We start from the raw sequence: 24,001 nt of genomic DNA, 5'->3' as shown, positions 1-24,001 counted from the left end.
GGGCCGGGCGGACACGGCGGCGAAGACTGCTGAGCGTGCCAAGGACCATGAGAAGGGGCCCCACATGTCAGTTGCCCACCGCCCTGACCGCACCGAACTCGGCAGCCGGGTCCGGGGAGCGGTGCTCGCCCCCGGTGACGCCGGATGGGACGAGGAGATCGCCCCGTTCAACGCCATCGGGGTCCACCGGCCCGCCCTGATCGTCGCGGCCGAGCGGCGGGAGGACATCGAGGAGGCGGTCCGGTACGCGGCCGGGCACCGGCTGCCCGTCGCCGTGCAGGCCACCGGGCACGGCGTGGCCACCCCGGCCGACGGCGGGCTGCTGATCAGCACGCGGCGGATGGACGCGGTGGCCGTCGACCCCGTCGCCCGGATCGCCCGGGCGGAGGCCGGCGCCCAGTGGCACCAGGTCATCAAGGCCGCGGCCCACCACGGACTGGCCCCGCTGAACGGCTCGTCCCCGCTGGTCGGCGTGGTCGGCTACACCCTCGGCGGCGGGCTCGGACCACTCGCCCGCCGCTACGGCTACGCCGCCGACCGCGTCACCCGGATCCATGTCGTCACCGCCGAAGGAGAGACGCGTGAGGCCACCCCCCGACGTCATGCCGACCTTTTCTGGGCGCTGCGTGGTGGAAAGGGCAACTTCGGAGTCGTCACCGCCATCGAGTTCGGCCTGGTGCCCGTCACCACGCTCTACGCCGGCGGACTGTTCTTCGCGGGCGACGCCGCGGAGCCGGTGCTGGCGGCCTGGCGCGACCGGACGGAGGACCTGCCCGAGGAGATGACCTCGTCGCTGGCCCTGCTGCGGCTGCCCGACGCCCCCTTCATCCCCGAGCCGCTGCGGGGCCGGCTCACCGTTCATGTCCGCGTGGCCTTCCTGGGCACGCCGGGGGACGGCGAGAAGCTGCTCGCGCCGCTGCGCGCCGTCGCGCCCACCGTCCTGGACACCGTGCGCGAGATGCCGTACACCGACGTCGGCGAGATCCATATGGACCCCGTCGAGCCGACGCCTTACCACGAGCGCTCGATCCTGCTGGACAGGCTCGACGAGGCGGCCTGCCGGCGCCTGCTGGAGGTCGCCGGGGCCGGCAGCGGCTGCCCCGCCTTCGTCGTGGAGCTGCGCCACCTCGGCGGCGCCGTCGGCAGGCCCGCGCCGGTGCCCAACGCGGTGGGCAACCGTGCCGCGGCCTTCACCCTGACCACCGTCTCGCCGCCCGCCGGCCCGGCCGACCCGGCCAGGTCCGTGACGGCCGCACTGGAGCCCTGGGGCACCGGCCGCGCCTACGTCAACTTCCTCACCGGCCCCGACACCGTCGGCGACGCCCGGCGGCTGTTCGACCCGGAGACCTACGAGCGGCTGGTGCGCGTCAAACGCCGCTACGACCCGCACAACCTCTTCCGCTTCAACCACAACATCCTCCCCGGCCCAGGCCTGACGGGGCCAGAACGGAGACTCCCGTGACCACCGAGAACCAGGCGGCGAGGACCCATCCGGGGCCGCCGTCCCTCCCCGAGCCGAGCGCGCGCTCCACGGGCCTGCGCCTGGGCGCCCTGTTCGGCCCGGCCATCTTCGGCGTGACGGCGGCGGGGGTGGCCCTGCCCGACGTCGTCCGCGCGCTGGGCACCAGCCCGTCCGCCGCGGCCTGGGTGCTCACCGCGCACGCCCTCGCCCTCGGCATCGGCACGGCATTGGCCGGCCGAGTGGCCGACGCGCGCGGCATCCGCTTCATCCTGCTCACCGGCGGCCTGATCCTGGCGGCGGGCGCCGTGGTCTGCCTCGTGGCGCCGGGTATCGGTGTGCTCGTCGCGGGCCGGTTCCTGCTCGCCGCCGGCTCCGGCGCCATGTCCTCGGCCGCGCTCGCTCTCGCCGCCTCGGCCACCCCGCGGCAACGGCCCGGCATCCTCGCGATCTTCGGTGCCACCATGTCGCTGTTCTCCGCCGGGGCGACCCTGGCCGGCGGGGTGGTCACCGAGTGGTTCGGCTGGCGGCCGACCCTGGTCCTGCCGGTGCTCTCGCTGCTCGCGCTGCCCCTGGTGCTGCGCCAGGCGGCCACGCGCCCCGGCACCGGCCGTTCCGTCGACGGGACGGGGGCGCTGCTGCTCACGGTGACCGCGGCCTGCTTCCTCATCCTGATCCAGTCCTCGGCGCTGTCGCTCTCGGCCCCGGCGGTCACCGTCGTCGCTGTCCTGCTGGTGCTCGCGGCGGCCGGGCTCGTGGTCCGTACGGCCAAGAACCCCGAAGGGTTCGTGCCCCGCGCCCTCGTCACCGACTTGACCTTCGTCCGTGCCGCCGGCACCGGGGTCGGGGTGTACGCGGGGCTGTTCGGCACGATGTACGCCGCTCCGCAGCTCTTGGTGCGCGGACACGGCTGGGACGTGCTCTCGGTGGGGCTGTGGCTGCTGCCGGGCGCCGTACTCGGGGCGGTCCTGTCGCGGTACGCCAGCAGCCTGGCGGGCGCCGGGGGCAATGTCCTGCTGACGGTCACGGCGCTGGCGTGCGCCGCCCTGCTCGGGCTGGCCGGCCTCCTGGACGGCGGCCCCGTCTTCGTGGTCCTCGGAGCGTCCCTCGGCTTCGCGGCCTTCGCGGTCACCCAGGTGGTCACCACGGGCCTGCTCTCGGCCCGTACCGCACCCCAGCGGCGGGGCGGGGCCGTGGCGCTGCTGAACCTGACGTTCTTCGTGGGCGGCGGCGTCGGCTCCGCCGTCGCGGGGGCCCTGGCCAAGTCCATGGAACTGGCTTCGGTGCTGGCCGTCGTGGCCGTCTTCCCGCTGCTGGGCGCGGTGTTCGCCCTCACACTGCCGCGCGCGGCCCCGGGCCCGCAGGGGCCGCCTCGATAGCCGCTCGATACGCGTCCGATACGTGCCCGCCCCCACGATGGGGCGCGCCGGTCGACGCTTGAGAGAGGTGAGGCACCGTGACGACCGAATTCGACAGCCACGTGCGCAGGATGGTGGCGTGGCACTTCGACCCCGACACGGGCTCGCCGTTCTGGCTGGAAAGACGTCCCGGACTGGGTTTCGACCCCGTCCGGGACGTCTCCACGGCACGGGACCTGCTCCGTTTCCCGGACGTCAGCGAGGAACTGCGTACGGTCCCGGTGACCGACCTCGTGCCCCGGGGACTGCGGGAGCGGCCCTTCCGGGTCTTCGAGTCGGGCGGAACCACCGGCACCCCCAAACGCATCGTCGACAGCGAGGCGCGCGGCCGGATGCTCGCCTGGGCGAGGGACCGGCTGACGGACCTCGGTGTGCCGGCCGCCGGCCACTGGCTGCACCTGGGGCCCAGTGGCCCGCACGTCGTCGGCTCGGACGTGGCCCGGCACGCCGCGATGGGCGGCGGTGTGTTCCACACCGTCGACTTCGACCCCCGCTGGGTCAAACGGCTGGTCGGCGGCGGGCGCGGGGCACTGGCCGACGAGTACGTCGAGCACCTGCTCGACCAGGCCGCGACCGTCCTGCACAGCCAGGAGATCAGCGTCCTGAACACCACGCCCCCCGTGCTCGAGGCCATCTGCGCCCGCCCCGCCCTCCACGACCTCGTGCGGTCCCGGGTCAAGGCCGTCCTGTGGGGCGGCATGTCGGCGGACCAGGAGACGATCCGCCTCCTCGAGGAGGAGTTCTTCCCGCAGGCCGTCGTGGCCGGCGTGTACGGCAACAGCCTGATGGGGGTGGCCCCGCAGCGGGTACCGCGCCCCGGTGACTCCCACCGCTGCGTCTTCGAGCCCCACCCCGGCACGACCCTCGTCCAGCTCATGGACGAGGAGGGCGCGGAAGTGGCCTACGGCGAGCGCGGGCGCGTCCGGCTGCACCTGGTCACCGAGGAGATGTTCCTGCCCAACGTGGCGGAGCGGGACACCGCGATACGGGTCGAACCCGTCCCCGGCGCCTCGACGGACGGCCTCGCCGACATCAGGACCCTGCCCTCCCTGGGCCGATCCGAGATCATCGAAGGGGTCTACTGAATGTCTCCGCACCGCCCCGTGGTCATCGATCCGACCGTCGCGGGCCGCACCGTGCCCGGCGTCGACCGCGCGCCGCTGACCGGGGTGGCCGGCGGGCCGCTCGCCGAGGTCGGGCAGGCGCCGCGGCTGCTGGCCGTCTCCGCGCTGCGGGAGCTGCGCGGGCAAGCGGACGGGACGCCCCCGGGCGCCGAGGTGTTCCGCCGCGCGGCCCGCCTGTTCACCGAGGCCACCCTCGATGGCGAGACCCCGGCGGAGTACACGCGCCGGGTGACCCTCGGCACCGGGCTCACCGCGCGCACGGTCCGGCGGTCGGCGGCCGAGATCGCCGCGGAGATGGCCGACCTCACCGCGGTGGCGCGCGCCGAACTGCCGGGCACGGACTTCGGCCCGGGCCGCCGCACCCGCTGGGTGCCGCGCGGCCGGCTGTTCGCCGCGGTCCTCGCCAGCAACCACCCGACACCCAACAGCTCCTGGCTCCAGGCGCTGTTCCACGGCTACAGCGTGCTGGTCCGGCCCGGCAGCCGGGACCCGTTCACCCCGCGCCGGCTGATCGCCGCCCTGCTGGCCGCCGGACTGTCCCCGCACACCGTCGCGTTCCTGCCCTGCGCGCACGCGGTGGGGGAGTTCCTGCTCAAGGAGGCCGACCGGGGCATCGTCTACGGCGGTGACCGGGCGGTCGCGCCCTGGCTGGACAACGAGACGGTCGCCGTACGGGGACCGGGCCGCGCCAAGGCGCTGCTGGACGTCGAGCCCGACGACGCGGTCCTCGGCCATCTCGTCGAGTCGGCGGCCTTCGACGGCGGCACCCGTTGCACCAACCTCTCCGCCGTCCTGACCACCGGGCCGGTGGGCGAACTCGCCGACCGGCTGGCCTCCCGGCTGAGCGCCCTGCCGGCTCTGCCCGCGTCGGACCCGAAGGCGTCCCTGCTCGTGCTGGAACGGGGCCGGGCCGAGCAGTTGGAGCACCAGATCGCGGCCCTGCGCGAGACGCTCGACGACCACACCGCGCGGTTCGACCGCCACGACCCGTTCGTGCGGCTGGCGGACGGGTCCTTCCTGCCCCGCCCGCTGGTCCTGTCGGCCGACCGGGCGGACCACCCCGCCCTCGGCACCGAACTGCCCTTTCCGTTCGTCGTGGTGGCGCCGTGGCGGGAGGAGGACGGGATCGCGCCGCTGCGCCGCTCGCTGGTGCTGAACCTGCTGACGCCGCGCCGTGACCTGGTCGGCCGCGCCCTGCTGGAACCGAGCATCCGCAAGGTCACCACCGGGACGGCGCTGCCCTGGACCTCCGCGCCCGGCATTCCGCACGACGGCAGTTACACCCAGTTCCTGCTGGAGCCCAAGGGCCTCGTCGGGGACGGCGCGTCCTGAACGCCGGCGACACCACCCGCCCGCCACGGAACCGTCCCGGGACACCTCCCGGCGTCCAGGACGGTTCCGGCCCGCTTTCCGGCACACTTCCGAAGAGAGGAACCCAGATGAAGAGACGTGAGGCGCTCATCGGCGCCGCGGTCGTCGGCACCGGCCTCGCCATACCCGGCATCGCGGGGTACCGCGGCACGGGCGGGGACACCGGTACCGCGTCCGGCGCTTCCGCCGCCCCGGCCGTCCACAGCGAGACCTACCAGGGCCGTGCCATCGAGGTGACCGACCGGGCGGGAACGCCGGTCGTCACCATCGACGGCCGCGAACTGCACCTGATGCGGCTGGGCGAGGACGCCTACGTCAGCGCGATGTGCCACTACGAACTCGCCACCACCCCGCTCCAGGCCGCGCGCCGCGCCGTCCAGGAACTGCGCGGCGCCCAGTTGCTGCCGCTCGGCCACGGCGGGGGGCACTCCGCATGAGCACCGCCGAGCAGACCGGCAGGACCTATGTGCGCAAGAACCACCTGGCCATGACCGCGGAGGAGAAGCGCCGGTTCGTGGCCGCCGTGCTGGAGATCAAGCGGCGAGGGGTGTACGACCGGCTGGTGGACCTGCACATCAGGGTGAACTCCACCGACTACCTGGACAAGGACACCGGCAAGCGGCTGGGACACATCAACCCCGGACTGCTGCCCTGGCACCGGCAGTACATCCTGACCTTCGAACGGGAGCTCAGGAAGGTCGACCCGCGGGTCACCCTGCCGTACTGGGACTGGACGACCGACCAGGACGAGAACTCACCGCTGTGGGCCGACACCTTCATGGGGGGCAACGGACGGCCGGGTGACGGCCGTGTGACGACGGGCCCCTTCGCCCGGAGCAACGGCTGGCGGCTCAACGTCAGCGTGGTGCCGGTCGGTGACGAACATCCCTCGCTCAACGGCCACTACACCCAGGACGACCGCGACTTCCTGGTCCGTGACTTCGGCACGCTCGCCCCGCTGCCCACGGCCGCGGAACTCGAGGACACCCTGGCGCTGCCGGTCTACGACTGTCCGCCGTGGAGCTACACCAGCGGCCACGAGCCTCCGTACAACAGCTTCCGCAACCACCTGGAGGGCTATGCCAAGTTCGACTGGGAGGCCAACTTCGGCAAGCTGCACGGCGCCGGGCATTCCTGGGTCGGCGGCCACATGGTGTACATCGGCTCGCCCAACGACCCGGTCTTCTTCCTGCACCACTGTTTCATCGACAAGATCTGGGCCACGTGGCAGAGCAGGCATCCCGACGTGCCGCACTACCTCCCGGAGGAGGACACCGCGGACGTACCCGGGCTGCACACCCCATTGGGCCCCTGGCACACCATGACACCCGCGGACCTCCTGGACCACACGCGTTTCTACCGCTACGACGCATAAGGGGTCCTCGCGAGGACACCGGCGGCCGCACGGACACCCCATGCCCGTGCGGCCGTTCCGGCATGCCCGCGGCCACCTCTGCGCTGCCCGGCACCACCACCTGACGAAGTGATCGGTGGCGCGTTGCCGCGTTCTTTCCGCCTGTGCAGGCTCCTGTCCATGACGCATGCCGTAGTTCACCACCGTTCGTCCACCGGGCCCCGGCGGACCACCGCCGCGCGGGGCCACGGTCCCGGGGAGGCGTGATGGCCGCCGACGCGCTCCCCGGCCGCAGGTCGGTGCTCGCGGGGGCGGGCGCCGCCCTCGCCGTCGCGGCCGCCGGGGCCCCGGCGGCCGCCGCGTCCCGGAGCCGGTCCGCCCGGTCCACCGCCGTGCCGCCCTCCGCCGCCGGGACCGGTTCCGCGCCCGTCGCCCGTACCACCGCGGGCGGGGTGGCCGGCGCGACGGCCGGCCGGACACTCGTCTTCCGCGGTGTGCCCTACGCCGCACCGCCCGTGGGAGAGCTGCGCTTCGCCTCACCTCGCCCACCCCGTCCGTGGACAGGGGTCCGGGACGCCACCCGGTTCGCGCCGCCCTCCTACCAGTCGGTGATGCCCGGCAGCAGCGAGGACTCGCTCTACGCCAATGTCTGGACGCCCGGCCTGCGCGGCGCCCGGCCCGTCGTCGTCTACATCCACGGGGGCGGCTGGTTCGTCGGGGCGGGCAGTCACCCCCTGTACGACGGGGAGCGACTCGCCGATCGTGGCGACCTGGTGGTCGTGACCTTCAACTACCGGCTGGGCGGCTTCGGCTGGGGCCTGCACGAGGCGCTGGCCGATCCGGTGACCGGCCACAGTGCCAACTGGGGGCTCCAGGACCAGGCGGCCCTGCTGCACTGGGTGCGGGCCAACGCCGCCGCCTTCGGCGGGGACCCGGACAACATCACCGTCTGCGGTACCTCGGCCGGCGGATCGAGCGCCTGGCAGCTGTCCCTGCTGCCCTCCCTGCGGTCCGTCGTCCGGCGCATCGTGCCGATCAGCGCCGCGCACGCCTGGGCCCCCGCCGTCGGGCTGACCGCGTCGGACGCCACCGAGGCGTACGACCGGATCGCGCACCGGCTCGGCACCACCGTCCCCGGCCTGCGCCGGGCGGACGCCGCCGCCGTCAAGGACGCCTGGGAGGAACTGTTCTCCGGACCGCCCGAGCGCCGGCCGCTGGGCACCGGGCGGGAGTACCAGGGGCCGGTCGTCGACGGCCGGTGGGTGCCCGCGTACGACCACGAACGCCCCACGCCCCGGGTGCCGGTGCTCTCCGTGCACGCCCGCACCGAAGGGTCCTTCTTCACCGGACCCGGCTCGCCCTCGCCGTCCCCCGCGCCCACCGACGAGGCGAGTCTGCGCGCCGCCGTGCGCGCCGTCCTGCTCAAGGGCGCCCGGGACGTCTCCGACTCGCTGACCGGACGATGTCTCGCCGACTACCGGAGCGCGGCGGCCGCGGAGGGGCTGCCGGCCGACCCACTGTCGCTGTGGACCGAGATCTGGGGCGACGGGCTCTTCCGCCGCCCGGTCCTCCGCTTCGCCGAGCGCCACGCCCGTACCGGCACCTCCCCGGTGTACGTGATGGACTTCGCCCACCCGGTGTACCCGCCGCACTTCGGCACCCCGCACGAGGCGACGTCACGCTTCCTCTTCGGCACCCACCGGCTGCCCGGGGAGGCCCCGGTCTACGGGGACGGGCCGCTGGAGCGCGAGGTGTCGGACGCCTTCGTCGACCTCGTGTCCTCCTTCGCCAGGACCGGGGTCCCCCAGGCCGCGGGGGTGCCGGCCTGGCCCGTGTTCTCCCCCGGCCGGCCGAGCGCGCTGATCCTCGGAGGGCGCGAGGTCGCCCGGATCGCGGACGTCCCCAAACAACGCCAGCTGCGCTTCTGGGACGAGGCCGGCTGGGGGCCGCGCCTGTGACCGTTCCCCGTCCCGGCGGCCGGCCGGGACCGATCGCACACCACCGAGAGCGACAGGAACACCGACGAGAGGGGACCCGCCATGTGCGGCCTGGCCGGATGGCTGAGTTTCGAGCATGACCTGACCACCCGCGCGTCCGTCGTGGCCGAGATGAACGCCACCCTGGAGTGCCGCGGGCCGGACGCCGGAGGCGTGTGGACGTCCGCGCACGCCCTCATCGCCCACCGCCGCCTGTCCGTCATCGACGTGGCGGGCGGCAAGCAGCCCATGCGGGCCTCCGAGGCGCCGGACGCCCCGGTGATCACCTACACGGGCGAGACGTACAACTACCGCGAGCTGCGGGCGGAACTGCGCGGGCTCGGCCACGAGTTCCGCACGGAGTCCGACACCGAGGTGGTCCTGCACGCGTACCTGGAGTGGGGCGCCGCCTTCGCCGAGCGGCTCACCGGCATCTACGCGCTCGCCGTCTGGGACCCGCGCAGCGAGGAACTGCTCCTGGTCCGGGACCGCATGGGCGTGAAGCCCCTGTACTACTGGCCGACCCCGGACGGTGTGATCTTCGGCTCCGAGCCGAAGGCCGTGCTCGCCCATCCCGACACCGAGGCCGTCGTCGACGCCGAGGGGCTGCGGGAGATATTCGGCATCGTCAAGACCCCGGGTCACGCGGTCTTCCGGGGGATGCGTGAGGTACGCCCGGGCACGCTGCTGCGTTTCTCACGCTCGGGCTCCCAGGAGACGCGCTACTGGCGGCTCACCGCCCGCGAGCACACCGACGACCTGGACACGACGGTGGCCCGGGTCCGTTCGCTGCTCGAGGAGATCGTGGCCGGCCAGCTGGTCGCCGACGTCACGGTCGGCACGCTGCTCTCCGGCGGGCTCGACTCCAGCGCCGTCACCGCGCTGGCGGCGCGTGCGCTGAAGAAGGGTGACGGCGACGGGGACACCTCCGTGCTGGCCTTCTCGGTGGACTTCAAGGGGCACGGGGAACGCTTCCGGTCCAACGTGCAATGGGCCGACCCGGACACGCCGTTCGCGGTCGAGGTGGCCGCGCACGTCGGCGCCGAGCACGTGATCGTCGAACTCGACAACGCCGACGTGCTCGACCAGGAGGTGCGCGACGCCGTCCTGCGCGCGCAGGACCTGCCGGTGTCCACCGGCGACATGGAGTACTCGCTCCTGGTGCTGTGCCGGGCGCTCAAGGAGCGGATGACGGTCGCTCTCTCCGGCGAGGCCGCCGACGAACTGTTCGGCGGATACACCTGGTTCCACGACCGCGAGGCCGTGGAGGGGGACACCTTCCCCTGGCACCATCCCTTCGAGAAGGCCGGCGGGATGGGCGCCCTGCGCACGATCGGCCTGTGGCAGCGGCTCGGACTCGGTGACTACGTCAAGCGGCGCTACGCCGAGGCACTGGAGGAGGTGCCCCGGCTGCCCGGGGAGAGCGGGACGCGGGAGCGCATGCGGGAGCTGACGTACCTGAACCTGACCCGCTGGGAGAACTTCCTCCTGGACCGCAAGGACCGCATCTCCATGGCGGCCGCGCTGGAGGTGCGGGTGCCGTTCACCGACCACCGGCTGGTCGAGTACGTCTACAACACGCCGTGGGAGATGAAGAGTTTCGACGGCCGGGAGAAGAGCCTGCTCCGGGCGGCCATGCGCGGAGTGCTGCCCGACTCGGTGCTCGACCGGAAGAAGAACCCCTACCCCTCCACCCAGGACGCCGGCTACGAGCGGGCGGTGCGCGAACGCGTCGAGGCCGCCATGGCCGCCGACGACGCGCCCGTGCTGCGGCTGGCCTCCCGCGAGGAGATCACCCGGCTGCTGGACGAGCCGGCGGGCGCCTACGCGATGGGCGGTCCCTGGAGCGCCCGGGCGGTGCTGGAACGTCTGGTGGAGTTCAACAGCTGGGTGCGCCGCAACGACGTCCGGGTGGAACTCTGAGCCGTGCCGTCCGGGGCCGGCCCGGTCCGGGGCCGGCCGTCTCCGGCCCGCTCCCGGGCCGGAGACCGCCCGCGCGTCGTCCTACCCGCGCCGGGCCCTGAGCGAGGAGGCGAGCGAGCTCAGGGCCGGTACGGCGGCGAAGAGCGCGGCCCGGTCGTCCTCCGGAAGCGTCGCGAGCGCGTCCGCGAAGATCTCCGACCAGGCTTCCTCGATCTTGGCCATGCCCTGGACCGCGCCCATGGTCGGATGGAGCCGGACGGCGCGCCGGTCGTGCGGATCGGGCTCACGGCGGATCAGGCCTCGGGCGACCAGACCGCGCACCGTGGTACTGACATTGCTGCCGTGCAGGCCAAGGGCCTGGGCGACGGCCCCGACACCGACTCCCGGGGTGTCCAGCACATGGCGGAGCACATCGAGGTCGGACGGCGGCAGCGGGGTCAGTCCGGCCTCCTCCGCACCCCGTAGCCGCAGCACCCGGCCGAGCGCGTAGAGGGCCGGGGTCAGCTCTCTCGCCTCCCGGAGAAGCGCACCGTCTCCCACGGAATCACTTGCGTCCATGCGTCGATGGTAGCCATAGTTATAGGTATATAGCTATATTGAAATTGCTCTTCCTCTCCGTTTCCTCTCTGTCAGGAGCCTGTGATGTCCACACTGTCCGCCGACTCGGGGCGGAGCGCTCCACAGTCGCCGGCCGCGGTGCTCACCGCGACTCTCGCCCTGCTGTCCTTCGTCATGCCGCTGGCCACGGACATGTACCTGCCGGCGTTTCCCCGGATGGCCGAGGAGCTGGGGACGGACGCGTCCGGCGTCCAGCTCACGCTCACCTCCTTCCTGTTCGGCATGGCGGCCGGTCAGTTGGTGCTCGGACCGATCTCCGACCGGTACGGACGCCGCGCGCCGATCCTGCTCGGCACCGCGGTGTGCGCCGCGGCCACCGCGCTCTGCGCCCTCGCCCCCAACCTCGGCGTCCTGATCGCGCTGCGCTTCGTCATGGGGTTCAGCGGCGGCGCGGGCATTGTCGTCGGACGTGCCGTGATCTCGGACGTGGCCGAAGGAGCGGTCGCGGCCAAGCTGTTCGGCGTGCTGATGGCCCTGGGCGGGGTGGCCCCGATCGTGGCCCCGTTGGCCGGCGGCGCGGTGGTCAGCGGCGCGGGAGGCTGGCGCGGTGTGTTCTGGGTCCTCGCGGGCGCCTCGCTCCTGATGTTCCTCGCGGCGCTGTTCTTCGTGCCCGAGAGCCTTCCCAGGGAACGCAGGCGCGTGGGCGGCGCGCGGGCCACCCTGGACGCGGCCCGTTCCGTCCTCACCGACCGCGTGTACGTCGGCTACACCCTGGCCTTCGGCTTCGGCTGCGGCGCGCTCTTCTGCTACATCGCCGGCTCGGCGTTCCTGCTCCAGAACGTCCTCGGTTTCAGCGTCGGCGAGGCGTCCCTCGCCTTCTCCGCGGGTGCGCTGACCGCCACCCTCTCCAGCACCGCCAACACCAGGCTGGTCGGCCACTACGCCCCCGGACTGCTGCTGCGCGTCGGCCTGTTCACGATGCTGGCCACCACGACCACCGCACTGGTGATCACCCTGGCCGGCGGCCTCAACCGGGTCCTCGCGCTCGGCCTCATCGGCGTCTGCTTCCTCGGGCTCGGCCAGACCTTCGGCACCGCGACGGCCCTCGCCATCGAACGTGTTCCGCACGCGGCCGGTACCGGCTCCGCCGTGCTCGGCACCCTGCAGAGCGTCCTCGGCGCGGTGCTCGCGCCGCTCGTCGGGCTGGGTGGCGAGGAGACCGCCGTGCCCCTCTTCATCGGCATGGCCGGCTGCTCCCTCGTCGCCGTCCTCGCACTGCTGCTGACGCGCGACAGCCCGGCACCGACGCGCGGCGGGCCGTCCCCGGACGGGCTGGGGACACCGGCCTCCGCGACGACCTGACACACTTCCGGGCCACCTGACGAGGTGGATCCACCGCCTTTGACCGGCGTCCATGGGCTGCGTGAGGATCGCGGGGCAGCAGCGGGTTTGCGAGGAAAGGGTGGAAGGGACGACATGTCGACAGTGAATACCTCAGTGGGCCACCAGCGGCCGGCGTCCGGCTGGCACAGCCTCACCCGGGCGGAGCTGCGCGTCGCGCGCCTGGTCGTCACGGGCCTGAGCAACCGGGCGGTGGCGGAGCGCCTCGTCGTCTCGCCGCACACCGTGGACACGCATCTGCGTCGCATCTACGCCAAGCTCTCCGTCCGCAGCCGGGTACAGCTCGTCCGGCACGCGCTCCAGCACGACACGACGGACGGATGACCGCGGACGGCGGGCCCCGCCGGGCCGTGCGCCCCGTGTGCGCCACGGGGTGCGCGGCCCGCTCGCGTCCTGGCCGGGCGTCCGCCGTCAGACGGCCCGCATCACGATGACGTCCCCGTGGACGCCGTACCCGAGCAGCGGATGCGACGAGGCCTCCTCGTACGCCCGCTCGTCGGACGTCACCATCAGCCACTTCTCCGTGCCGCCCGGCCCCGCCAGCGGGAAGACCTCCGGGAACGGCGTGCCCAGGGGATAGGGGGCGTCCAGCGGTCTGCGCGGCCGCATGGCCATGTCGTGAACCAGGTACTGCCGTGACTCCGCGTCGCTGGTGAGCAGGTACCACCGGTCACCGAACCGCTGGAGCCGGCAGCCCTCGTGGTTGTTTGGCCAGGAGGTGTCCCGGTGCAGCACCTTGATCCGCTCGTCGTAGTCACCACCGGCAGCCGCGGCGGCCAGCACCGGACGGAATCTCAAGGACGGCTGGAAGTCCGTCACGTTCGCGTACGCGTAGTGCCAGCGCCCGTCGATGAGCCGCAGCGCCGGGTCCCAGGCGGCGTTGGCGAAGGGCAGTTCCAGCCGCCGTGCCTTGATCAGCCGTACGCCGTGCAGCAGTTCGTCCCCGCCGGTGCCATGACGGACCGTCACGCCCGGGGTGGGCAGATTGCCCCCGCAGGCCAGCGCGATGAACCGGTCCCGGTCGGCGTCCCGCACCAGCTGTCCGCCGTGGTTCCCCACCAGCAGGTTCTCGTACGAGAAGAAGTGCGACCCCACCTGCTCCATGCGCTCGGGGTGCTCCGGGTCCAGCCGCCAGACACCCGTGTGCGCCTGGTGCGCGTAGCCCACACCGGACGACGTGGCCGTGAAGTGGAGCAGCCCCTCGCGCACGTACGGGGTGCCGTCCGCGTTGCGGACGAGTGAGACGTCCCGCAGGCCGAGCTGGCCGAACGGACCCGCCTGGGCCCTGGCGAGCCGCGCCCCGTCGGCGCCGAAGGCGTAGCGCAGCCGGTTCAGCTGCGCGGGCCGGTGCAGGTCCTGGAGGTCCGCCAGCTTCCCCTGGTCGGTCAGCAGCGGCTGCCACGGGAAGGCGGTGCCGGTGTGGTGGCCGCCGCCCTCGCTGAACACACCGACCGCGTTGGCCGTCACCACGAAAGCGAACCGGAACGGCGCCGCGAGCCGCACCTCGGCCGAGGTCACCGTCCGCACGACGCCGGATCGCACCAGCTCCACCGACACCACACCGGCCGCGTCGTAGCGGGCCCGGACGCCGTCGCCGTCGGCGGCGGCCAGCCCCGCCGTCACCGAGCCGCGTGCCGCCAGCTCCCGGACGTCGAGGACGACCGAGGCCCACGGTGCCACCGGGCCCTCGTCGGTCCGTACCGCGGCCCCCGTGTTCACCCGCGCCAGCGCCGCGCGCCCGCCCGCCGATTCGGTGTCGTAGGCCACCAGCCGCGGCGGGATCAGACGCACCGGCCGAAACCGGTGGGTGATCTCGAAACGCAGGTCGGACGGGGCCGGGCCCCCCGCGGCGGCGGTGCGCGCGCCCGCGGCGGGCGCCGCCACGAACCCCGCCGACGCCGCGGCGCCGGTGAGCAGCCCCACGGCACCGCGGCGGCTCAGGCGGTTGTCGATGCTCATCGGGAGATCCTCCAGTCATCGGTGTGCGACGAGGGCGTGCGAGCCAGGCGTCGCCGGTCGGGCGGGACTCTCGCGAGACGCCCCGGGGGGGCTCACTGTGGACCGGTTGCCACGGCGTGGCATCACGTGTCCGCGCGATCTCCGCCGGAATACCGGAAAGACGTGATGCGGGCGGTCGCCAGCCGGGCCCAGGATGTGCGCGTTCCCCGACGTTCCCCCGAAAGGCAGCCTGTTCATGGACCCGCTTCTCGTCATCAGCGAAGAGGTACGTGCCGCCCTCCAGGAACAGCGTCCCGTGGTGGCGCTGGAGTCCTCGCTCATCGTGAACGGACCCGCCTACCCGGCCAACACCGAACTCGGCCTGGAGATCGAGAAGGCCGTGCGCGACGCCGGTGCGGTGCCCGCCACGATCGGCATCGTGGACGGGCGCTTCGTCGTCGGCATGGACGCCGGCCTGGTCGACCGGTTCGCGAGCTCCAAGGGCATCCCGAAGGTCAGCGCCCGCGATCTGGGGCCCGTGCTGGCGCGTGGCGGCCTCGGCGCCACCACCGTCGCCGGGACGGTGGTGCCGGCGGCCCGCGCCGGGATCCCCGTCTTCTCCACCGCGGGCATCGGAGGCGTGCACCGGCGCGCCCAGGAGACCTTCGACGTCTCCGCCGACCTGCTCCAGTTCACCCGGACCAGGATCGCCGTGGTGTGCGCCGGCGCCAAGTCCATCCTCGACCTCGGGCTGACCGCCGAATACCTGGAGACCGCGGGCGTGCCGGTCCTCGGTTACGGGACCGACCGGCTTCCCGCCTTCTACGTCCGCGAGTCCGACGTGCCGGTCAACCGCGTGGACGACCTGCGTCTCGCGGCCCGCACCACTCGGCTGCACTGGGAGGTCAACGGGGACCGCACGGTTCTGCTGACCGCCCCCATAGACGAGCGCGACGCCCTGGACGGCGCCGAGATCGAGGCGGCCATCCAGGCCGCGCTGGACGAGGCCGACCGGGCCGGTGTGCGGGGCAACGCCATCAGCCCGTTCCTGATGCGCGCGCTCACCGAGGTCACCGCGGGCCGCAGCGCCGCCGCGACCCGCGCCGTCCTGCTGTCCACCGCCCGGGTCGCGGGCGAGTTCGCGGTCGCGTTCAGCGCCGTCCGCGACGAGGAGGTCTGAGATGACGAACCGCGTCCACGGCCCGTACCAGGGGGTCGTCTTCGACCTCGACGGAACGCTCGCCGACACCCCCGGCGCCATCGTGGCCATCACCATGAAGGTCCTGGCCGGAATGGGCCGCACCCCGGACGAGGCCGCCGTGCGCGCCACCGTGGGCAAGCCGCTGGACCGCAACTTCGCCCACCTGCTCGGTCGGGCGCCCGATCACGCCGAGGTGGAGCGGGCCATGGCGGAGTACCGGCGCGGTTTCGCCGAGCACCTTCAGGAGCGGCGGGAGCGCATGCTCTACCCCGGCGTCGCCGAGGGCCTGGCCAAACTCGCCGACTCCGGGCACCCGCTCGCCATCGCCACCTCCAAGACGTACGAGGCGGCCGTGCGGACCCTCGGGGCCACGGGCATCGAGGCACGGTTCACCGTGGTCGCCGGCCATGACTCGGTCGAGCGGGGCAAGCCCGCCCCGGACATGGCCCTGCACGTCGCGCGGAAGCTGGGCGTGCCGGCCGGCGGATGTGTGGTCGTCGGGGACGCGACCGGCGACGTGGAGATGGCGAGGGCCGCCGGTATGGCGGCCGTGGGGGTCTCCTACGGGGTGGGCAGCGTCCGGGAACTGACCGAGGCCGGCGCCTACGTCGTGGCCGACTCCTTCGACGACGTCGTCGCCGCCGTGTCCGCGGGCAGAGTGTCATGACGGAGGTGACGGGCACGGCGGGCACCACGGGTGCGACGGCCGCCCGGGGCGCGGTCGGTACGACGCCGGCGGGCCGCGCGGCCGCGGCGACGCCGGCCACCAAGAGGCAGGCGCTCCCCACGCTCACGGGCATGCGCTTCATAGCGGCGTTCGCCGTGTTCCTCTTCCATCTGACCATGTTGCCCGTGCACACCCCGCACGGCATCGACATGCTGCACCAGTTCGAGGACGCCGGGGTGCGGGACGCGTACAACTCCGTCTTCCACTTCGCCGGCTTCACCGGTGTCTCGTTCTTCTTCGTCCTCAGCGGTTTCGTGCTGACCTGGTCGGCGCGGTCCACCGACACCGTCACCGCGTTCTGGCGGCGCAGGTTCTTCAAGATCTACCCGTTGCACGTGGTGACGTACGCGGCAGGGCTGGTGTTCCTCACCGGCGGCGCGTTCGCCGTCGGCGATGATCTGCCGGGCGTGTTCCTCGTCCAGTCCTGGATCCCGGACCCGGCCGTCATCTTCGCCGCCAACTCGCCCAGTTGGTCCATCTCGTGCGAAGCGCTGTTCTACCTGCTGTTCCCGCTGCTGCTGCCGATGATCCAGCGCATTGACGCACGGCGGCTGTGGTGGTGGGCGGCGGGCATGGTCGCCGGAATGTTCGCGGTCGCCACGATCGCCCATCTGTACGTCTCCATGGAGTACCAGTTCTGGTTCAGCTACACGCTGCCCCCGCTGCGGCTGATGGAGTTCGTCCTGGGCATTCTCGCGGCCCGCCTGGTCATCCTGGGCCGGTGGCCCGGCATCCGGCTCCTCCCGGCCACCGCGCTGCTCGTGCTCGCCTACGCGCTGGCCCTGCGACTTCCGCAGGTCTTCGCGCAGTCCGCCGTGACCATCGTCCCGGTGGTCCTGGTGGTCGCGGCGGGCGCGCTGGCGGATCTGGGCGGCAGGTCGCGCCTGCTGCGCAGCCGGGTGATGGTGTGGCTGGGGGAGATCTCCTTCGCCTTCTACATGGTGCACCTGATCGTGCTCCTGTCGGTGCGCAAGTGGCTCGGTGTCGAGAACTCCTGGGACACACCGACGGCTTTCCTCGTCATCACCGGCTGCTTCGCCGTGACGCTGCTGCTCGCCTGGCTGCTGCACATCGGTGTGGAACGGCCCTCGATGCGTCACTGGAGCGTCCGGCGCCCGCGGGGTGGTGCGGACGGACCGCGTTTCACGGGCGGTTCGAAGTCCACGGCGCGGGCGGGCGGTTGACCGTACGGCGGCCCCGTGTGCCGCGGTGCGCGCCGTGTGCGCGTCGCCGTGTGACACGGGGCCGCCGTACGCCCGCCGCCCGGCCCGGGGCCCTGCCCCGCCCCCGGCTCCGGCGCCGGTTCAGCGTACGAGACAGGGCCGTTTGCCGTCGAAGGTCCAGTCGGGGATCAGGTACCGCATCCCCACCGCGTCGTCCCGGGCGCCCAGGGCCTTCTCCCGGTAGAGCTCATGCGCCGCCAGGAGCCGGTCCATGTCGAGCCGTACCCCGAGCCCGGGCGCGTCGGGAACCGCGATCCGGCCGTCGACGATCCGCGGCGGGGCGGTGGTGAGCCGTTCCAGGCCCTCCTGCCAGATCCAGTGCGTGTCCAGGGCGTTGTACTCCCCGGGGGCGGCGGCCCCGCAGTGGGTCACCATGGCCAGCGAGATGTCGAAGTGGTTGTTGGAGTGGCATCCCCAGGTCAGGCCCATCGCCTCGCACAACTGCGCCACCCGTACCGAGCCTTGCATGGTCCAGAAGTGCGGGTCCGCCAGCGGGATCGACACCGACTGCAGGGCCAGCGCGTGGGTCAGCTGCCGCCAGTCGGTCGCGATCATGTTGGTCGCCGTGGGCAGGCCGGTGGCGCGGCGGAACTCCGCCAGGATCTCGCGGCCGGAGTAGCCCGCCTCCGCCCCGCACGGGTCCTCGGCGTAGGCGAGCGTGCCGACCAGCGGCCGGCACAGCTCGACGGCCTCGCGCAGCGACCAGGCGCCGTTCGGGTCGAGTGTGATCCGGGCCTCCGGGAAGCGCTCCTTGAGCGCCCGCACCGCCCGCACCTCCTCACGGCCCTCCAGGACACCGCCCTTGAGCTTGAAGTCGCGGAAGCCGTACAGGTCGTAGGTGGCCTCGGCCTGGCGGACGATCGCCTCGGGGGTGAGCGCCTCCTCGTGCCTGATCCGGTACCACTCCACGTCCGACTCCGGCTCGCGGGCGTACTCCAGGTCGGTGCGGCCGGGGTCGCCCACGTAGAACAGGTACCCCAGCACCCGGACGGACTCGCGTTGCTGACCGTCGCCCAGGAGCGCCGCCACCGGCACGCCGAGGTGCTGGCCCAGCAGGTCGAGCAGCGCCGACTCGACCGCGGTGACGGCGTGGACGGTGGTCCGCAGGTCGAAGGTCTGCGCGCCGCGTCCGCCCGTGTCGCGGTCGGCGAACCGGCCCCCGATCTCGCGCAGGACGCGCTTGTAGTCGCCCACGCTCGCCCCGACGACCAGGGGCTCGGCGTCGCGCAGGGTCTGCGTGATCTTCTCCCCGCCCGGTACCTCACCCAGGCCCGTACGGCCCTCGGAGTCCGTCAGGACGACCACATTGCGGGTGAAGTAGGGGCCGTGCGCGCCGGAGAGGTTCAGCTCCATGCAGTCCCGGCCGGCGACCGGATAGACGGAGAACGCGGTGATGGTCGGCTGGCTCATGGCTCGAGACGTCCTTGGTCCGTGTCGGTGGGGAGGGCGGTCATACGTTGAGCGCTTCGAGCGCGGCCTCGACGGCGAGGACGCCACCGAGGCCCAGGACCGCGAGAGCGGTGGTGTAGGTGGTGCGCGCCTTGATGGCGTCGAGGACCGAGAGGTTGAAGTACTCCTTGAACATCCAGAAGCCCGGGTCGTTGACGTGGGAGAAGGCGATGGACCCGCAGGAGACGGCGAGGACCATCAGCTCGGGGTGGACTCCGCTGCCGTCCAGGAGGGGCTGCACCACGCCGGCCGCCGTCACGACGGCGACCGTCGCGGAGCCGAGGGCGATGCGGAGGATGGCCGCGATGAGCCACGCGAGGAGGATCGGGGAGATGGACCAGCCGGAGGTGAGGTCCTTGATGTAGTCGGAGATCCCGGCCTCGACGAGCACGCCCTTGAAGGCGCCGCCGGCCCCGATCACCAGCAGGATCATGGCCATCGCCTGCGCGGCCGAGGTGCAGGACGCGCTGACGTCCGCCAGCGACCGGCCGATGCGCGGCCCGAACGCCCAGATCGCCAGCAGCAGGGCCAGCAGCAGGGCGATCGGCCCCGCGCCGATGAAGGTGACGAACGGCAGCGCCGGGTTGGACTCGGACACGGCCATCTCGTACACCGCGGAACCGGCGATCAGCACGACCGGGAACAGGGCCACCGACAGCGACCAGGCCATGCTCGGCATCTCCTCGTCGCTGAACGTCCGGTCGGAGACCAGGCCCTTCGGCAGCGAGGGGTTCATCTTCCTGACGAACGGCAGGCGCGGCCACACCAGGGCGATCAGCGCGCCGAACGGCACGGCGAAGAAGAGGCCGTAGAACAGGGTCCGGCCGACGGAGGCGTCGAAGGAGGCGGCGACCGCGGTGGGGCCGGGGTGCGGCGGGAGGAAGCTGTGCATGGTCGACAGGGCGATCGACATCGGCAGCCCGACCCACAGCAGGTTCTTGCCCGTGACCCGGACGATCGTGAACGCCACCGGGACGATGATGACGAAGGCGACCTCGTAGAACATGGTCACGCCGATGAGCATGGCCGTGACCACCATGGCCACCTGGACCCGGCCCACCCCGAAGCTGTCGATCAGCTTGTCGGCTATTCGCTGGGCGGCGCCGGAGTCGCCCATGACGCGGCCGACCATGGCGCCGATGCCGACGACGAGCATGGTGTCGCCGATCTGGCCCCCGACGCCGTCCGCGAGGACTTCCGGGATCTTCTCGTAGGAGACTCCCTCGACCAGCGCGACTCCGACGGCCACCAGGAGGAGGGCGATGAAGCCGTTCAGCTTCAGCTTGGTCATGAGGAACAGCAGGATCAGGACGCTGATTCCGACGATGACGAGAGGCATGTGTCAGTTCCCCTTTGAACTGCGTGTGAACCGCGCTCGGACAGCGGCCTTGTCGGGTGTGCGCGCCGCGGCCCTCGTCGGTGAGGGCCGGTACGGCTCGGGGCCGGACGGTGTGCGGGTGCGCGGGGTCCGGCCCCGGCCGGAGGTGTACGGCGGGGCGGTTCAGCCTGTGGCGCCCACCAGTTCCAGCCCGTCGGCCAGCAGCTTCTCCAGGTCGGCGAGGTCCTCGGGGCCGGGTTCGACCAGCGGTGCGCGCACCGGTCCCACCGGCCTGCCGCGCAGCCGCGCGGCGGCCTTGACCAGCGATACGGCATAGCCCGGCACCCGGTCGCGCAGCTGGACGAACGGCACGTAGAAACCGCGCAGCAGGGCGTCCATGCGCGCGTCGTCGCCGTTCCGCGTCGCGGTGAAGAACGCATCGGCGATCTCGGGCGCGAAGGCGTGCACGGCCGAGGAATAGGCGGGTACGCCGACGGCGGCGTAGGCGCGTGCCTGCACCTCGGCGGTGGCGGCCCCGTTGAAGAACAGCAGGTGCTCCGGAGCGGCGAGGGTCAGGCGCTGGAGCCGGTCCAGGTCGCTGTGGCCGTCCTTGAGGCCGATGACCGTGGGGATCTCCGCGATGCGCCGCAGCCCGTCGACGGAGAACGCCACCTGGTCGCGCTGGTAGGCGATGAGCGGCAGTCGCGTGCCCGCGGCGATCCGGCGCACCTGCTCCACCAGGCCGTCCTGCGGGACCTTGAGCAGGTAGTGGGGGAGGACGAGCGCGGCGTCCGCGCCGGCCTCCTCCGCGCGGCGGGCGAACCGCAGCGCCTGGGCCCAGCCGTAGCCGATGCCCGCGACCACCGGTACGCGGCCGTCGGCCACCTCCACCGCGGCGGCGACGACCTGGCCGTACTCGTCCTCGTCCAGCGCGGTGAACTCCCCGGTGCCGCACGCGGGGAAGATCGCGCCCGGCTCGGTGGCCAGCTGACCCGCCAGGTAGGCGCGGTAGGCGTTCAGGTCGAGACCACCGTCCGGCCGGAAGCTGGTGAGGGGGAAGGACAGCACTCCGCGCGCCATGCCGTCGGCCAGCCGCCGGGCCGTGTCCTGGGCCGCCTTGCTCAGAGTCATGAACTGATCTCCATTGACATGTTTATCGTTCATGTATGAGAACCGAGGTTAGAGGGGTGACCCAGAAGGGTCAATGGGTGTGCGGGGGCAAAGACGCACGCGCGGGGCAAGGCGTACGCGGGGGGAAGGCGTGCGCGGGTCAGGAGCGGGCGCGGAACGCCTGCTCCTCCCGCGTCCAGGCGCGGGCCTGCTCGCTGAGGGTGATCCCGAGCCCCGGCCGGGAGGAGACGTGCATGCGGCCGTCGCTGATGCGCAGGCGCTCGTTGAACAGCGGCTCCAGCCAGTCGAAGTGCTCCACCCACGGCTCCAACGGGTAGGCGGCGGCCAGATGGAGATGGATCTCCATCGCGAAGTGGGGTGCGAGCTGCACCTGCTGATGCTCGGCCAGGGCGGCGAGCTTGAGGAACTGGGTGATGCCGCCGATGCGCGGCGCGTCGGGCTGGATGATGTCCGCCGCGTCGTGGCGCAGCAGCTCCCAGTGCTCGGCCACGCTCGCCAGCATCTCCCCGGTCGCGACCGGGGTGTCCAGCGAGGCCGCGAGCGCGGCGTGGCCCTTGGCGTCGTACGCGTCCAGGGGCTCCTCGATCCAGACCAGGCCGAACTCCTCCAGGGCGCGCCCCGTGCGCTGCGCGGTGGCCCGGTCCCACTGCTGGTTGGCGTCCACCATGAGCGGCACGTCGTCGCCCACGTGCTCCCGTACGGCGGCGAGGCGGCGCAGGTCCGCCTTGCCGTCCGGCTGGCCCACCTTGATCTTGATGCCGCCGATGCCCTGGGCCAGCGAGGCGGACGCGTTCTCCAGGACCTGCTCGGTGGGCGTGTGCAGGAAGCCGCCGGAGGTGTTGTAACAGCGGACGGAGTCGCGGTGGGCGCCCAGCAGTTTGGCCAGGGGCAGGCCGGCCCGGGTGGCCTTCAGGTCCCACAGGGCGACGTCGAAGGCCGCCACGGCCTGGGTGGCCAGCCCGCTGCGGCCGACGGAGGCGCCCGCCCACACCAGCTTCGTCCAGAGCTTGGCGATGTCGCTCGGGTCCTCGCCGAGCAGGGTGGGCGCGATCTCCTTGGCATGGGCGAACTGCCCGGGGCCGCCGGCGCGCTTGGAGTAGCTGAAGCCGATGCCCCGGTGGCCCTCGGCCGTGCCTATCTCGACGAAGAGGAACGCGACCTCCGTCATCGGCTTCTGCCGTCCGGTCAGGACCTTGGCGTCGCTGACGGGCGTCGCCAGCGGAAGGAAGACCGACGACAGCCTGATCTCGGCTATCTCGTCCAGAGTCGCCTCACCCCGCTGGAGAGCGGCGGGTGTCGTCGTGTTCGGTGTGCTCACCACTTACGGCTCCTCTGTACGGGCGGAGCGACGGCCCGCCCCTTCGCGGCGGCCTGTCGCGGTGTCCCGGGCGGGCGAAGCTCTCCCGGCCGTCCCTAGAAGCTAGGTGGTCGAACGATCTCCGTCTAACATAAAATTTGGATGGATTGATACGGGAAGGGCATCACGGGGGCATGGCCGGAGCACTGCCGGAAGGGCGTCGTTGTTCACGCTCACCCAACTGACCAGCTTTGTGGCGGTCGCGGAGGAACTGCACTTCACGCGAGCCGCGGCGCGGCTGAAGATGACCCAGCCGCCCCTCAGCCGGCAGATCCAGCTGCTGGAGAACGAGCTGCGGGTCCAACTCCTGGACCGCACGAACCGGTCGGTCCGGCTGACCCCCGCGGGCCGTGCCTTCCTGACCGAGGCCCGCCGGATCCTGCGCCAGTCCGAGGACGCGGCCCTCGCCGTCCGGCAGGTCTCGGTGGGGGAGGCGGGGACGATCGCCATCGGGTTCACCGCGGCCAGCGCCCACTCGATGCTGGGCGCCCTGCTGGAGGCCACCCGCGAGGCCGTGCCCCGGGCGGAGATCGTGCTGCGGGAGATGGTCACCCGCGACCAGTTGGAGGCCCTCACGGAGCACCGCCTGGACCTGGGGCTCGGCCGGCCCTCGATGACCGGCCCCGACCTGACGTCCCGGCCGGCCGGGAGGGAGGGGCTGCTCGCCGCGCTGCCCCTGGGGCACGCGCTGGCGGAGCGCCCGGGGCCGCTGAGCGTCGCCGACTTCGACGGACAGCAGTTGCTGATGTACTCGCCCACCGAGGCCCGTTACTTCAACGAGCTGCTGATCAGCATCTTCAACGCCGCCCGGGTCGCGCCGGTCTTCTCCCAGTACCTGAGCCAGGTCCACAGCATCCTGGCCCTGGTCAGTTCCGGCCTCGGGGTGGCCCTGGTCCCGGAGGCCACGGCGCGGCTGCGCTACGCCGACATCGTCTTCAAGCCGGTGGAGCTGCCGACGCCCGAACCCGTGGAACTCAGCCTGGTCTGGCGGAAGAACAACGACAACCCGGTGCTGGGCACACTGCTGGAGCACCTGAGCCGGACGCGGGGAGAATCCTGACCGGCGCCTCGGG

Annotated in this window: 20 protein-coding genes; 14 read left to right on the top strand and 6 right to left on the bottom strand. The window is 72.6% G+C overall.

The features are described 5' to 3' along the window. Positions 1–64: 64 nt before the first annotated feature. The 8 genes from IG02_RS0111425 (at position 65) to asnB (ending at position 10,625) form a co-directional block, all read left to right on the top strand. Complete coding sequence (locus IG02_RS0111425) at positions 65–1,462, top strand: FAD-binding oxidoreductase (RefSeq protein ID WP_030745020.1); 1,398 nt, start codon at positions 65–67, stop codon at positions 1,460–1,462. Beyond that, positions 1,459–2,838 carry an MFS transporter gene (locus tag IG02_RS0111420; RefSeq protein ID WP_030745018.1) on the top strand — a complete coding sequence of 460 codons (1,380 nt, stop codon included), beginning with the start codon at positions 1,459–1,461 and terminating at the stop codon, positions 2,836–2,838. Before IG02_RS0111425 ends, IG02_RS0111420 begins: the two co-directional genes overlap by 4 nt. A 77-nt stretch (positions 2,839–2,915) precedes the next feature. Next, positions 2,916–3,962: a phenazine biosynthesis protein gene (locus IG02_RS0111415; RefSeq protein ID WP_030745016.1), complete on the top strand. Its 1,047-nt coding sequence runs from the start codon at positions 2,916–2,918 to the stop codon at positions 3,960–3,962. Next, a complete protein-coding gene (locus IG02_RS0111410) occupies positions 3,963–5,333 on the top strand; it encodes an arylcarboxylate reductase (RefSeq protein WP_030745014.1) in 1,371 nt (456 codons plus the stop codon). A 107-nt stretch (positions 5,334–5,440) separates the two neighbouring features. After that, on the top strand, positions 5,441–5,809 hold the full coding sequence (locus IG02_RS36240) for a tyrosinase family oxidase copper chaperone (protein ID WP_037802743.1): 369 nt from the start codon (positions 5,441–5,443) through the stop codon (positions 5,807–5,809). After that, a complete protein-coding gene (griF, locus tag IG02_RS0111400) occupies positions 5,806–6,747 on the top strand; it encodes a grixazone synthase (RefSeq protein WP_030745009.1) in 942 nt (313 codons plus the stop codon). The genes IG02_RS36240 and griF overlap by 4 nt, the downstream gene beginning before the upstream one ends. Positions 6,748–6,992: 245 nt before the next feature. Continuing rightward, positions 6,993–8,684 (top strand): carboxylesterase family protein, encoded by a 1,692-nt coding sequence (locus IG02_RS0111395; protein WP_030745007.1) that lies wholly within the window; start codon positions 6,993–6,995, stop codon positions 8,682–8,684. An 81-nt stretch (positions 8,685–8,765) separates the two neighbouring features. After that, the gene (gene asnB, locus IG02_RS0111390; RefSeq protein WP_030745005.1) at positions 8,766–10,625 is read left to right on the top strand and encodes an asparagine synthase (glutamine-hydrolyzing); all 1,860 of its coding nucleotides are present in this window, start codon (positions 8,766–8,768) and stop codon (positions 10,623–10,625) included. 81 nt (positions 10,626–10,706) lie between these two features. Here the strand turns inward: asnB and IG02_RS0111385 are convergent, their stop codons facing one another. Beyond that, positions 10,707–11,183 (bottom strand): MarR family winged helix-turn-helix transcriptional regulator, encoded by a 477-nt coding sequence (locus tag IG02_RS0111385; protein WP_051764859.1) that lies wholly within the window; start codon positions 11,181–11,183, stop codon positions 10,707–10,709. 84 nt (positions 11,184–11,267) lie between these two features. On the opposite strand from IG02_RS0111385, the gene IG02_RS0111380 reads away from it, so the two are divergent. Together IG02_RS0111380 and IG02_RS0111375 are read left to right on the top strand one after the other, a co-directional pair. After that, the gene (locus IG02_RS0111380; RefSeq protein ID WP_051764858.1) at positions 11,268–12,545 is read left to right on the top strand and encodes a multidrug effflux MFS transporter; all 1,278 of its coding nucleotides are present in this window, start codon (positions 11,268–11,270) and stop codon (positions 12,543–12,545) included. A 114-nt stretch (positions 12,546–12,659) separates the two neighbouring features. After that, positions 12,660–12,908, top strand: a complete 249-nt coding sequence (locus IG02_RS0111375; protein ID WP_030745000.1) for a response regulator transcription factor — start codon at positions 12,660–12,662, stop codon at positions 12,906–12,908. An 87-nt stretch (positions 12,909–12,995) separates the two neighbouring features. Here the strand turns inward: IG02_RS0111375 and IG02_RS0111370 are convergent, their stop codons facing one another. Beyond that, positions 12,996–14,543 carry a hypothetical protein gene (locus tag IG02_RS0111370; protein ID WP_051764856.1) on the bottom strand — a complete coding sequence of 516 codons (1,548 nt, stop codon included), beginning with the start codon at positions 14,541–14,543 and terminating at the stop codon, positions 12,996–12,998. A 235-nt stretch (positions 14,544–14,778) separates the two neighbouring features. On the opposite strand from IG02_RS0111370, the gene IG02_RS0111365 reads away from it, so the two are divergent. The 3 genes from IG02_RS0111365 to IG02_RS0111355 are packed head-to-tail and all read left to right on the top strand — an operon-like array spanning position 14,779 to position 17,634. Continuing rightward, positions 14,779–15,702, top strand: a complete 924-nt coding sequence (locus IG02_RS0111365; protein ID WP_030744996.1) for a pseudouridine-5'-phosphate glycosidase — start codon at positions 14,779–14,781, stop codon at positions 15,700–15,702. A 1-nt stretch (position 15,703) separates the two neighbouring features. Next, positions 15,704–16,390, top strand: a complete 687-nt coding sequence (locus tag IG02_RS0111360; protein WP_037802742.1) for an HAD family hydrolase — start codon at positions 15,704–15,706, stop codon at positions 16,388–16,390. Beyond that, positions 16,387–17,634, top strand: a complete 1,248-nt coding sequence (locus IG02_RS0111355) for an acyltransferase family protein (protein WP_051764855.1) — start codon at positions 16,387–16,389, stop codon at positions 17,632–17,634. The genes IG02_RS0111360 and IG02_RS0111355 overlap by 4 nt, the downstream gene beginning before the upstream one ends. Before the next feature lie 120 nt (positions 17,635–17,754). Here the strand turns inward: IG02_RS0111355 and IG02_RS0111350 are convergent, their stop codons facing one another. The 4 genes from IG02_RS0111350 to IG02_RS0111335 form a co-directional block, all read right to left on the bottom strand. Further along, the gene (locus tag IG02_RS0111350; RefSeq protein ID WP_030744990.1) at positions 17,755–19,083 is read right to left on the bottom strand and encodes an enolase C-terminal domain-like protein; all 1,329 of its coding nucleotides are present in this window, start codon (positions 19,081–19,083) and stop codon (positions 17,755–17,757) included. A gap of 40 nt (positions 19,084–19,123) precedes the next feature. Next, positions 19,124–20,461 (bottom strand): gluconate:H+ symporter, encoded by a 1,338-nt coding sequence (locus IG02_RS0111345; RefSeq protein ID WP_030744987.1) that lies wholly within the window; start codon positions 20,459–20,461, stop codon positions 19,124–19,126. Positions 20,462–20,623: 162 nt separating this feature from the next. Beyond that, the gene (locus tag IG02_RS0111340) at positions 20,624–21,571 is read right to left on the bottom strand and encodes a 5-dehydro-4-deoxyglucarate dehydratase (RefSeq protein WP_030744986.1); all 948 of its coding nucleotides are present in this window, start codon (positions 21,569–21,571) and stop codon (positions 20,624–20,626) included. A gap of 139 nt (positions 21,572–21,710) precedes the next feature. After that, complete coding sequence (locus IG02_RS0111335) at positions 21,711–22,892, bottom strand: L-talarate/galactarate dehydratase (protein ID WP_030744984.1); 1,182 nt, start codon at positions 22,890–22,892, stop codon at positions 21,711–21,713. Positions 22,893–23,091: 199 nt separating this feature from the next. Here IG02_RS0111335 and IG02_RS0111330 point away from each other — a divergent pair, with 199 nt between their 5' ends. Beyond that, positions 23,092–23,988 (top strand): LysR substrate-binding domain-containing protein, encoded by an 897-nt coding sequence (locus tag IG02_RS0111330; RefSeq protein WP_030744982.1) that lies wholly within the window; start codon positions 23,092–23,094, stop codon positions 23,986–23,988. Positions 23,989–24,001: the final 13 nt, after the last annotated feature.

Source organism: Streptomyces sp. NRRL F-5135 (assembly GCF_000719775.1).
Lineage (GTDB): Bacteria > Actinomycetota > Actinomycetes > Streptomycetales > Streptomycetaceae > Streptomyces > Streptomyces hebeiensis.
Note: the sequence above shows the minus strand (reverse complement) of the source record. Positions and strands in the feature narration are given on the sequence as shown.

Excerpts from the sequence above, each read along its gene's own strand:
- IG02_RS0111425 (WP_030745020.1), top strand. The coding sequence starts at position 65 with ATGTCAGTTGCCCACCGCCCTGACCGCACCGAACTCGGCAGCCGGGTC.
- IG02_RS0111410 (WP_030745014.1), top strand. The coding sequence starts at position 3,963 with ATGTCTCCGCACCGCCCCGTGGTCATCGATCCGACCGTCGCGGGCCGC.
- IG02_RS36240 (WP_037802743.1), top strand. The coding sequence starts at position 5,441 with ATGAAGAGACGTGAGGCGCTCATCGGCGCCGCGGTCGTCGGCACCGGC.
- griF (WP_030745009.1), top strand. The coding sequence starts at position 5,806 with ATGAGCACCGCCGAGCAGACCGGCAGGACCTATGTGCGCAAGAACCAC.
- IG02_RS0111395 (WP_030745007.1), top strand. The coding sequence starts at position 6,993 with ATGGCCGCCGACGCGCTCCCCGGCCGCAGGTCGGTGCTCGCGGGGGCG.
- asnB (WP_030745005.1), top strand. The coding sequence starts at position 8,766 with ATGTGCGGCCTGGCCGGATGGCTGAGTTTCGAGCATGACCTGACCACC.
- IG02_RS0111385 (WP_051764859.1), bottom strand. The coding sequence starts at position 11,183 with ATGGACGCAAGTGATTCCGTGGGAGACGGTGCGCTTCTCCGGGAGGCG.
- IG02_RS0111380 (WP_051764858.1), top strand. The coding sequence starts at position 11,268 with ATGTCCACACTGTCCGCCGACTCGGGGCGGAGCGCTCCACAGTCGCCG.
- IG02_RS0111375 (WP_030745000.1), top strand. The coding sequence starts at position 12,660 with ATGTCGACAGTGAATACCTCAGTGGGCCACCAGCGGCCGGCGTCCGGC.
- IG02_RS0111370 (WP_051764856.1), bottom strand. The coding sequence starts at position 14,543 with ATGAGCATCGACAACCGCCTGAGCCGCCGCGGTGCCGTGGGGCTGCTC.
- IG02_RS0111365 (WP_030744996.1), top strand. The coding sequence starts at position 14,779 with ATGGACCCGCTTCTCGTCATCAGCGAAGAGGTACGTGCCGCCCTCCAG.
- IG02_RS0111360 (WP_037802742.1), top strand. The coding sequence starts at position 15,704 with ATGACGAACCGCGTCCACGGCCCGTACCAGGGGGTCGTCTTCGACCTC.
- IG02_RS0111355 (WP_051764855.1), top strand. The coding sequence starts at position 16,387 with ATGACGGAGGTGACGGGCACGGCGGGCACCACGGGTGCGACGGCCGCC.
- IG02_RS0111350 (WP_030744990.1), bottom strand. The coding sequence starts at position 19,083 with ATGAGCCAGCCGACCATCACCGCGTTCTCCGTCTATCCGGTCGCCGGC.
- IG02_RS0111345 (WP_030744987.1), bottom strand. The coding sequence starts at position 20,461 with ATGCCTCTCGTCATCGTCGGAATCAGCGTCCTGATCCTGCTGTTCCTC.
- IG02_RS0111340 (WP_030744986.1), bottom strand. The coding sequence starts at position 21,571 with ATGACTCTGAGCAAGGCGGCCCAGGACACGGCCCGGCGGCTGGCCGAC.